This is a genomic window from Rhodococcus sp. ENV425 (genome assembly GCF_002887785.1).
GTDB classification, from domain to species: domain Bacteria; phylum Actinomycetota; class Actinomycetes; order Mycobacteriales; family Mycobacteriaceae; genus Rhodococcus; species Rhodococcus aetherivorans.
This window is the reverse complement of record NZ_PCZU01000194.1, coordinates 10,131-10,787: the sequence shown is the minus strand read 5'-3', so window position 1 is coordinate 10,787 and position 657 is coordinate 10,131. Positions and strand designations below refer to the sequence as shown.

Annotated in this window: 2 pseudogenes; one reads left to right on the top strand and one right to left on the bottom strand. The window is 76.0% G+C overall.

Features of this window, described 5'->3' with window-relative positions:
• A pseudogene (locus tag CQZ88_RS16390) lies at nucleotides 1-432 on the top strand (hypothetical protein); the annotation flags it as partial.
• Nucleotides 433-447: 15 nt separating this feature from the next.
• Here CQZ88_RS16390 and CQZ88_RS31175 read toward each other — a convergent pair.
• Nucleotides 448-657 (bottom strand): annotated as a pseudogene (locus tag CQZ88_RS31175) (energy-coupling factor transporter transmembrane protein EcfT); the annotation flags it as partial.

The following is a 657-nucleotide window of genomic DNA, read 5'->3' as shown; positions in this document are numbered from 1 at the left end:
GCCCCGATGGCCCGGCTGGCGAGCGACGAACAGAGCCTCGCCCAGCTGCTGTCGGTGCTGGCTCGTTCCCGCACCGTCGCCGCCGACGACCTCGAGGAGATCGCCGCGGCCGCCCGGGAGGCCTCCGACGCGCTCGAGGCCGTCGCGGTGGATGTGGTCGCGCTCGAATCCGCCGCCCGGGACAGCGCCGCCGCCGGGGCGCACCTCGGGGCGGCCGTCGCGGCCGCCGGACAGCGACTCGACACGGGCGTCGACCAATTCGAGGAACTCGTCGCCGCCGCGGCCCGGCTCGCGGCGGCCCCCGACGGAACCCGTTCGATGGCCCTGCTCGACCGGCAGCGCGCCGAGCTGATCTCGGCCTCGGACCGGCTCGAGAGCTGGGCCCAGTCGTGGCGGGAGATCCGGCAGATCGAGGGCCGCTACCGGTACTGACGTCGCCCCGGTGGCTCAGTCGTCCAGGCCGCGGGCGACGAGGGCCTCGCCCATCGCCTCCGCGGTCAGCAACGCCCCCACGACGACGGGCACCGCCAGGGCCCGCAGCGAGAAGCCGAGCCCGCGGGCCTTGCGTGCCTCGGTCACCTGCGCGACGATCCCGCCGAGCATCGGGACGGCCCGGACGGTCATCACCAGCACGAGGCCGACCCGCTCCGGATCCAC